The sequence below is a fragment of the Streptomyces sp. NPDC057474 genome, from assembly GCF_042802555.1.
Lineage (GTDB): Bacteria > Actinomycetota > Actinomycetes > Streptomycetales > Streptomycetaceae > Streptomyces.
The window spans coordinates 51,605-60,263 of sequence record NZ_JBHVDX010000034.1 but is presented as its reverse complement, the minus strand read 5'-3'; the positions used below and the strand labels follow the sequence as shown (position 1 = coordinate 60,263).

Sequence of the window (8,659 nt, the reverse complement as noted above, 5' to 3'; positions counted from 1 at the left end):
GTCCTTCAGGGGCGCGGGGAACTGTGCGACCAGCCCCCACCGAACCCGCGGATGGGGGGCGAAGGGGCGAAGCCGAGTGTGGGGGAGGGACGGGTAGGGGCGGCGGGTGGGTGAGGAGCCCGGCTCGGTCAATGGGCTGGCCAAGCCCTTGTCGATCCGGCGGTCAAGAGCGCTGCCCGTTGGCGCGCGCGGGGTACGTGGCCCTCTCGGGCGATCACGACATGTGCTCGTCCTAGCGGGCGACGGCTGCCCTGTCCTCCCTGGAGGCCGCGTCGGTCGCGTGGCCACCTTCGACCGCGTCGATGCCGTCGGTCTCACCGGCCTTGTCGATTCCCCTGGTCCTCTCGGTCCCACCCTCGCTGCTCGCGCGGAGCGTCAGCCCCTGCGTCGGGCGGCGGCTCGGGAGGAAGACGGCCAGGAGGAGGCCGACGGCGACCGCGCCCGTGGCGATGAGGAAGGAGACGCGGAAGCCGTGCATGGTGGGGATCGCGACGCCGCCCACATGGTTCGCGGTGTTGGCCAGCACCATGCCGATGACGGCGCTCGACACGGACGTACCGATGGACCGCATGAGCGTGTTGAGCCCGGTCGCCGCGCCCGTCTCGGACGGGTCGACGGCACCGACGATCAGCGCCGGGAGCGAGGAGTAGGCGAGGCCGATACCCGCGCCCAGAACCACCGACACGACCACGGTCTGCCAGGCGGCGCTCATCAGGCCGAGGCCGGCACCGTAGCCGACCGCGATGATCAGCAGGCCCAGGATGAGGGTGCTCTTGGGGCCGTACTTGGCGGAGATCCGGGCGTAGACCGGGGCGGTGAACATCATCGTCAGGCCGAGCGGGGCCACGCACAGACCCGCGACGATCATCGACTGCCCGAGGCCGTAGCCGGTGGAGGAGGGGAGCTGGAGGAGCTGCGGCAGGACGAGGGAGACGACGTAGAAGGAGACGCCGACCATGATCGAGGCGAGGTTGGTGAGGAGGACCTCGCGGCGGGCGGTCGTGCGCAGATCCACCAGCGGGGCGGGGATGCGCAGCTCCATGACACCCCAGAGGAGCAGGACCAGGGCCGACGCGGCGAACAGGCCGAGCGTGGTCGCGGAGGTCCAGCCCCAGTCGCTGCCCTTGGTGATCGGCAGGAGGAAGAGGACGAGGCCGACGGTGAGGCCGAGCGCGCCGAGGTAGTCGAAGGTGCCCTGCGCGCGGGTCTTCGTCTCCGGTACGGCGACGAGGGTCAGCACGATGGAGAGGACGCCGAGGCCGGCGGCGCCGAAGAAGAGGACGTGCCAGTCGGTGTTCTGGGCGACCGCGGCGGCGAGCGGCAGCGCGAGTCCGCCGCCGACGCCTATGGACGAGCTCATCAGGGCCATGGCGGAGCCGAGGCGTTCGCGGGGGAGTTCGTCGCGCATCAGGCCGATGCCCAGCGGGATCGCGCCCATGGAGAAGCCCTGGAGGGTACGGCCGACGATCATCGGGAGGAGCGCGCTGGTGAAACCGCTGATCAGCGCTCCGACCACCATCACGGCCAGGCTGACGAGCAGCATGCGGCGCTTGCCGTAGAGGTCGCCGAGGCGGCCCATGATCGGCGTGGCCACGGCGCCGGAGAGCAGGGTCGAGGTCAGTACCCAGGTCGCGTTGCTGGGAGAGGTGCCCAGCAACTGCGGGAGGTCCTTGATCACCGGGACCAGCAGGGTCTGCATCACCGCGACCACGATCCCCGCGAAGGCCAGCACCGGGACGAACGCTCCGGCGGATCGCGTGGATCGGCCGGCTCTCGTGGTGGGGCGATCGGTGGTCGGCGGTGTGTGCGGCTGCGTCATTGAGCGGGGCCTCCTGGCCGGGTGAGGGTACGTGTCGCCTGAACCTCGTGCGCCTGGGCAACTATTCCGTTGTTTTGAGTGACTAACGAAAACTTGACCCGTCCATGGGGAAGTGACGTGCCGTCAGTGCGGGAATTCTTTGCGGGACGAGGCAACGGAATCGGGCCCTCATGGACTGTTAGAAGCATCTAGGAGGTGCTCATGGGGGATCGGAAGCAGGCCAGGGACGCTCGGGACGAGGGGTTCCAGAGCTTCCTCGTCGGCCGCTGGCCACGGCTGATGCGTACGGCGTTTCTTCTCACGGGAGAGCAGCACGCCGCGGAGGACCTGGTCCAGACGACGCTGGAGCAGGTGTACGTGGCCTGGCGAAGGGTCGGCTCGGCGGACGACCCGGACACATATGTACGGCGCGTGATGATCAACGCCCACGCGCGCAAGCACCGCAGACGCCTCAAGGAGTTCCTGGCGCCCCGGAGCGACTCGGACCTGGTGCCCGAGCTGCCCGACAGCGGCGACCGCATCGCCCAGGCCGACGACCGCGGCCCCCTGCTGGCGGCCCTGTCCCAACTGCCGCCGCGCCAGCGCGAGGCCGTGGTCCTGCGGTACTGGGAGGACCTGAGCGAGAGCCAGACGGCGGAGGCGATGGGCTGTTCCGTCGGCGCGGTGAAGAGCAACGCGGCGAAGGGAATCGCGAAGCTCCGAGCCATACCGGGACTGGCCGAGATGGTGACGCAGGGAGGCAGGAAGTGAGGGACGCGAACGGCACGGACGGCATGAGCGGCATGGGTGGCACGGACGGCACGAACGGCACGAACGGCACGGGCGGTACGGACGGCACGAACGGCATGGACGGTATGGACGGGAAGGCGAACAGGCACATGACGCAGGGCGACAGCACGCACGGTGACCTCACAGCCAGTACCGCGGTGGAGAGAGACATCGCCTTCCTGCTGGCGGACGCGGCGGACGAGGTCGAGATCGGTATAGCCCCCTACCAGGCGGTCGTACGGGGCGGCCGGCGCCGCAAGACCCGTCGTTGGGTGGTCGCCGCTGCCGCCGCCGTGGTGATCGCGGGTACCACGGGGACGCTGGCGCTGGCCGGGGTGACGGACGGGGACCGGGGGTGGGTGGCCCCGGCGGCGACGCCGACGGCGTCTGTGGCGCCCGAGACCCGTCATATGTACGAGCCGTGGCGGACCACCCTGGCGGAGGGGCGCGACCAGGGCACGGACTGGAAGGTGACGATCGAGGTCTGGGACGCGCCGAGGAGCAGTGCGCAGGCCGACAAGCAGCTCGCCGCGATGGGCCTGTTCGGGGTCGAGCCGAGGGGCGCGGGCGGCGCCGCCGGTCTCGTGGGCAAGAGCTGGCACTTCGTGCATCTGACCGTGGGTGACGACCGGACGAGCGCGCTGATCGACGGCGAGGACGACGCCATGTCGGGCACGGACCTGGAGGCTTTTGCGACGGTCCTCCGCGCCGGAGACCGGGACGAGGACGGCGACCCCGAACGCCTCGTCATCGGCAGGGTCGCCCCCACCGCCCAACAGGTACGCATCGCCTGGTCCGACGGCACGTCCGTCGACGTCAACCGCGACGGCGACGACATCCGGTACGAGGACCTGCGCAACCCGCGCATCGTCGATGTGGAGGGGGCCCGGACGAGCTGGTTCGTGGCGCTGGCGCCGGAGGGGGTGGGCTATGAATCGGCGAAGGTGACGAAGTGAGGCGCCTGGGTGACGGGGTGGTCGGGCGAGGGGGCGCGGGCGTGAGCCGGTGAGTGGGTGACGACCCGGCGACGGGGTGCTCCATGGGGTGGGCACGGCTCGGTCGGGCCGGTGCGGTTTGCCAGGTGCCAGGTGCCAGGTGCCAGGTGCCGGGTGCCGGGTGCCGGGCGGCGGGTGCTCCACGGGGGTGGGTGCCCGGCGGCGGTCACGGGCTGTCCGTGGCCTCGTGGCCGCGGCGGCTCCGGTCGGCCGGCTCCGACCGGCGGTGCGAGTGGCTACAGCCACCCCTGTTGTCGGGCCTCCCGCATCGCCTCCGTGCGGTTGCGGGTGCCCGTCTTGCCGATGGCGGAGGAGAGGTAGTTGCGCACGGTGGACTCGGAGAGGTGGAGCCGGGTGGCGATGTCGGCGACGGTGGCGCCGTCGGCACAGGCGTTGAGGGCGTCGCGTTCCCGGGCGGTGAGCGGGTTGGGCCCGGCGCTCAGCGCGGCCGCGGCGAGGGCGGGGTCGACGACGGTCTCGCCGGTCAGCACCCGGCGGATGGCCCGGGCCAGCTCCTCCACGGGCCCGTCCTTGACCAGAAACCCGGCGGCACCGGCGTCCATGGCCCGCCGGAGGTACCCCGGCCGGCCGAACGTGGTCAGGATCAGCACCCGGCAGTCGGGCACCTGGTCCCGCAGCTCGACGGCGGCGTCCAGACCGCTCATCCCGGGCAACTCGATATCCAGCAGCGCGACGTCCGGCCGATGCGTCAGCGCCGCGTCCACGATCGCGTCACCGGCCCCGACCTGCGCCACGACCTGGATGTCCGCTTCCATCCCCAGCAGTAACGCCAACGCGCCCCGCATCATCCTCTGATCCTCGGCGAGCAGAACCCTGATGGATTTGGCGGGCCGGTGATCCCGGGGCATCTCGTTCACGGCCCAAGGGTAGGTCGGGGCCGGCGATTCGGAACGGTGCGCGACGCGGGCAGGGGGCGTGGGCCGGGAGCGTGGGCGTGGGCCGGGCGGGTCTGTTCGGGGGTGGTGTGCGGTCTGGCGGGGTGGGTTCGGCCCACGCCGGGTGGGCGAGCCGCTGTCGGCTGCGCCGGGCTCGGCCGTGAAGGAGGGCGCTCGACGGCACGAAGCGTTCCCGGCCGCCGAGGGCTCGCCTTGCGGCGACACACCTGCTGGTGCCGGAGGGGGTGTCCCGGCGGTCGAGAGTCGGACCAGTCGGCATCGATCACGTTGACGGCTCAGTCCCAGTCCTCGATCTGGCTCCAGTGGCCCGGCTCCGTTCCCAGCCCCGGTTCCCGCCCCGCTCCCAGCCCCGCTACGGATGCTGCGCCCTCTCCGATCCCGCCCCCGACCCCGCCCCCGACCCCGTCGACATCGCCCCGTCCGCTCCCGGCGGTGTCATCGGCAGTTCCGCCCTGACTACGAAGCCGCCTCGGGGGCCAGGCCCGGCCTGGAGTGTGCCGCCTGCCGTGGTGAGGCGTTCGGTGAGGCCTCTCAGGCCGTTGGTGGTGGCGGCGGGTGGGGGAGTGGTGTGGGGGCCGTTGTCGGTGATGGTCAGGTGGGTGTGGGTGTGGGTGTGGGTGTGGGTGTGGGTGTGGGCCGGGGCGGAGGTGAGGGCGATCTCGCAGTGGGTGGCGTGGCTGTGGCGTACGACGTTGGTGATCGCCTCGCGGACGACCCAGCCCAGCAGCGCCTCGGCCTGGGGCGTCGGGGTCGGCCCGGAGCGGCGTACGGTCAGGGTCGTGCCCGCGGCCGACAGCACGGAGTGGGCGCGGTCCAGCTCGGTCGTGAGGCTGCCCTCGCGGTACCCGGTCACGGCATCGCGGATCTCCCTGAGGGCCTGGCGGCCGACCGCCTCGATGTCCGTGATCTGGGCGAGCGTCGCGTCCGGGTCGTGCGGGGCGAGACGACGGGCCGCCTCCGACTTCACCACGATCACCGACAGCGTGTGGCCGAGCAGGTCGTGCAGGTCGCGGGAGAAGCGGAGGCGCTCCTCCTCCACCGCGCGATGGGCCAGCTCCTCGCGGGCTGCGCGCAGTTCGCGTACCGCGTCCGCCAGGGAGAGGAGCACGGCCGTCACCACGATGGAGATGAAGGTGCCGTACGCCACGTTGATCGCGTCCCAGCCCTCGCGGACCGCCGAGACTCCGCCCGCGAGCGCGGTCACCGCCAGCCCGGTCCGGCCGAGATGTGGGCCCCGCGTGGCGGCGCCCACGGCCAGGCCGAGCAGCGGGAAGAAGTTCAGCCAGCTGCCGCCGTAGGCGAGCGCGAGGCCGCAGGCGACCAGGCCGAGCATGAGGAGTGCGAGGCGGGTGGAGCGGGACTCGCGCTTCTCCTTCACGAAGGCGCGGATGACGACGTAGATGTAGAGGGAGTTGAAGGTGAGGATGCCGAAGCCGCCGACCCAGGGGTTGGGGGCGCGGCCCTGGAGGACGTTCGCGAAGGCGCCCATCCCCATCAGCAGCCATGGCACCAGGGTGAGCCCGGTGGCCGGCGGCCCCGGATCGTCCGACGACGACGGCGACCGCCCGCCCCCACGCAACGCCTGCCACGAGAACCACGCCGCCACCCCCGCCCGACGCCGACTCCCACACCCGGCGCCCGCATTTCTCATGTCTCCGGCGCACGCACCCGTCGTGGCCGCTCCGCCCGTTTCTGTCTGCCTCATGTCCTCGACAGTACGAAGGCGGGGCGCGGCCCGGCAGATGCGCTTGTACGGAGTCCGGCAGGACAAATGTCATGGGCGGAGCGGCGCATATCTGACGTAGTGTCAGGAGTCTTCACATGTTCCCGTGGCTCGGCTATACAGAGTGTCGCCGGACTGGAACGCGTTCTAGGTGGGCGGGTTCCGGGTCGGCCGTGACGACCTCGGTGCGGCCGCTGGTGCGGACGGTCGTACCGAGGTTCCTCAGCGCAAGCCCTCCGCCCCCTCGTAACCCACCGCACACAGGAGCCCCATGCCCATCGACGCAGCGAAGGCCCTCGCCGCCGAGCCCCGTTCCGCCGAGATCGCATGGACCCGCAAGGACGTCCTGCTCTACCACCTCGGTATCGGCGCCGGCATCCCGGCGACCGACCCCGACGAGCTGCGCTACACGCTGGAGTCCCGGCTGCACGTCCTGCCCAGCTTCGCCACCGTCGCGGGGGCGGGCTCGCCGGACGTCATCGGTGGCCTCAACGCACCCGGCGTCGACGTCGACCTCGCCAAGGTCCTGCACGGCGGCCAGCGCGTCGAGCTCCACCGGCCGATCCCGGTCGAGGGACGGGCGACCGCGACCTCGCGCGTGGCGGCGGTGTACGACAAGGGCAAGGCGGCCGTCCTGGTCATGCGGACCGAGGTCGCCGACGCCGAGGGCCCGTTGTGGGTGAACGAGGCGCAGATCTTCGTACGGGGAGAGGGCGGCTGGGGCGGTGAGCGCGGGCCGTCCACCCGGCAGGAACCGCCGACGACCGCGCCCGACAAGGAGGTCGAGCGTGCCGTCCGCGAGGACCAGGCACTGCTCTACCGGCTCTCCGGCGACTGGAACCCGTTGCACGCCGACCCGGAGTTCGCGGGGCGCGCCGGGTTCGACCGGCCGATCCTGCACGGGCTGTGCACGTACGGGATGACGTTGAAGGCCGTGGTGGACACGGTGCTCGGCGGGGACGTCGGCCGCGTCCGCTCGTACGGGACGCGCTTCGCAGGCGTCGTCTTCCCGGGCGAGACCCTCCGTATCCGGATGTGGCGACCGGACGACCGCGCGGTGCGGGTGACGGTGACCGCCATTGAGCGGGATGACGCGCCGGTGTTGGCGGACACGCTTGTCGAGCACGAATGAGCAGCTCAGTACAACCGTAGGTCAGGTACTCCTGTAGGCCAGGTACTCCTGACAGGTACTCCTGAGGGGAGCCGCACCATGCGCGCAGCCGTACTGCACGAGATCGGCCAGGACAAGCTCGATGTGCTCGACGATGTCGAGGCGGTGGGCTTCGGGCCGGGCAGGGTGAGGATCCGGGTGCGGGCCACGGGGCTGTGCCACTCGGACCTGTCCGCGATGGCCGGGGTGCTGCCGCAGCCCGGGCCGTTCGTCCCCGGGCACGAGGGGGCCGGCGAGATAGTCGAAGTCGGGGAAGGCGTACAAAACTTGAAGCCGGGCGACCGGGTCGTCGTGTGCTGGCTCCCGGCCTGCGGCACCTGTCCGGCCTGCAAGCGCGGCCAGACCCAGCTGTGCCTCGCCGGGTTCCTGAACGCCGGTACGCCCAACTTCAAGCGGCCCGCCGGGGACGTCTTCGGCTTCGCGGGCACCGGCACCTTCGCCGAGGAGGTCGTCGTCGACGCCGGCTGCGCCGTGCCGATACCGGACGACGTGCCCTTCGACATCGCCGCCCTCATCGGCTGCGGCGTCACCACCGGGCTCGGCGCGGCCCTCAACACCGCCGATGTGGAGGCCGGTTCGTCGGTCGCGGTCATCGGCTGCGGCGGCGTCGGCATCTCGGCGATCCAGGGCGCCCGGCTCAAGGGTGCCGCCGAGATCGTCGCCGTCGACCCGGTGGTCTCGCGTCGCGAGGCGGCGCTCAAGTTCGGTGCCACCAAAGCGATTTCACCGGAGGAGCTGGCCGAAGCCAAGCAGTCCGTCACCGCCGGCGAGGGCTTCGACTACGTCTTCGAGGTCGTCGGTCGCTCGACCACCGCGCGCACCGCGTACGAGACCACCCGGCGCGGCGGCACACTCGTCGTGGTCGGCGCGGGCGCGCTGGACGACTTTCTCCAGCTCAGCATGTTCGAGCTGTTCTTCGACGAGAAGCGGATCCTGCCGTCCATGTACGGCGGCGGAGACGTCCTGCGCTCCTACGAGCGGACCATCGCCCTCTGGCGGGCCGGCCGCATCGACCTCGCGGGCCTGATCACCCACCGGGTGCCCCTCGCCGACATCAACGAGGCACTGGACCAGATGCGGACCGGGGTGGCGCTCCGGACCTGCATCGAGATCTGACCATCAGTTCCACGAGCGCGTCATAAGCGGCTTCACGAGCGCGTCATGAGCGGCTTCACGAACGGCTTTACGAATGCCGTCATGAGCGGCTTCGTGAACGGCTTTACGAATGGCGTCATGAGCAGCTTCACGAGCGCGTCATGAGCGGCT

At 71.3% G+C, this 8,659-nt stretch carries 7 protein-coding genes; 4 read left to right on the top strand and 3 right to left on the bottom strand.

Annotation, left to right across the window (positions count from 1 at the left end; all coding sequences use genetic code 11):
- Positions 1 to 232 precede the first annotated feature (232 nt).
- Positions 233 to 1,819 (bottom strand): MFS transporter, encoded by a 1,587-nt coding sequence (locus ACFU53_RS13055; protein WP_383990122.1) that lies wholly within the window; start codon positions 1,817 to 1,819, stop codon positions 233 to 235.
- A 201-nt stretch (positions 1,820 to 2,020) separates the two neighbouring features.
- On the opposite strand from ACFU53_RS13055, the gene ACFU53_RS13050 reads away from it, so the two are divergent.
- Both ACFU53_RS13050 and ACFU53_RS13045 read left to right on the top strand, forming a co-directional pair.
- Positions 2,021 to 2,569 (top strand): SigE family RNA polymerase sigma factor, encoded by a 549-nt coding sequence (locus ACFU53_RS13050; protein ID WP_383990119.1) that lies wholly within the window; start codon positions 2,021 to 2,023, stop codon positions 2,567 to 2,569.
- Complete coding sequence (locus ACFU53_RS13045; RefSeq protein WP_383990117.1) at positions 2,566 to 3,543, top strand: hypothetical protein; 978 nt, start codon at positions 2,566 to 2,568, stop codon at positions 3,541 to 3,543. Before ACFU53_RS13050 ends, ACFU53_RS13045 begins: the two co-directional genes overlap by 4 nt.
- Positions 3,544 to 3,818: 275 nt before the next feature.
- Here ACFU53_RS13045 and ACFU53_RS13040 read toward each other — a convergent pair whose 3' ends face one another.
- Both ACFU53_RS13040 and ACFU53_RS13035 read right to left on the bottom strand, forming a co-directional pair.
- On the bottom strand, positions 3,819 to 4,451 hold the full coding sequence (locus ACFU53_RS13040; protein WP_383990131.1) for a response regulator: 633 nt from the start codon (positions 4,449 to 4,451) through the stop codon (positions 3,819 to 3,821).
- 400 nt (positions 4,452 to 4,851) lie between these two features.
- Positions 4,852 to 6,204 carry a sensor histidine kinase gene (locus ACFU53_RS13035; RefSeq protein ID WP_383990114.1) on the bottom strand — a complete coding sequence of 451 codons (1,353 nt, stop codon included), beginning with the start codon at positions 6,202 to 6,204 and terminating at the stop codon, positions 4,852 to 4,854.
- Positions 6,205 to 6,493: 289 nt separating this feature from the next.
- On the opposite strand from ACFU53_RS13035, the gene ACFU53_RS13030 reads away from it, so the two are divergent.
- Entirely contained in the window at positions 6,494 to 7,354 is an 861-nt protein-coding gene (locus ACFU53_RS13030) for a MaoC/PaaZ C-terminal domain-containing protein (protein WP_383990111.1), read from the top strand.
- Between the two features lie 78 nt (positions 7,355 to 7,432).
- Positions 7,433 to 8,509, top strand: a complete 1,077-nt coding sequence (locus tag ACFU53_RS13025; RefSeq protein ID WP_383990108.1) for a Zn-dependent alcohol dehydrogenase — start codon at positions 7,433 to 7,435, stop codon at positions 8,507 to 8,509.
- The last annotated feature ends 150 nt before the right edge of the window (positions 8,510 to 8,659 follow it).

What these genes read in the sequence shown, in the direction of transcription:
- ACFU53_RS13055 (WP_383990122.1), bottom strand. Translation starts at nt 1,819, where the DNA reads ATGACGCAGCCGCACACACCGCCGACCACCGATCGCCCCACCACGAGA.
- ACFU53_RS13050 (WP_383990119.1), top strand. Translation starts at nt 2,021, where the DNA reads ATGGGGGATCGGAAGCAGGCCAGGGACGCTCGGGACGAGGGGTTCCAG.
- ACFU53_RS13040 (WP_383990131.1), bottom strand. Translation starts at nt 4,451, where the DNA reads ATGCCCCGGGATCACCGGCCCGCCAAATCCATCAGGGTTCTGCTCGCC.
- ACFU53_RS13035 (WP_383990114.1), bottom strand. Translation starts at nt 6,204, where the DNA reads ATGAGGCAGACAGAAACGGGCGGAGCGGCCACGACGGGTGCGTGCGCC.
- ACFU53_RS13030 (WP_383990111.1), top strand. Translation starts at nt 6,494, where the DNA reads ATGCCCATCGACGCAGCGAAGGCCCTCGCCGCCGAGCCCCGTTCCGCC.
- ACFU53_RS13025 (WP_383990108.1), top strand. Translation starts at nt 7,433, where the DNA reads ATGCGCGCAGCCGTACTGCACGAGATCGGCCAGGACAAGCTCGATGTG.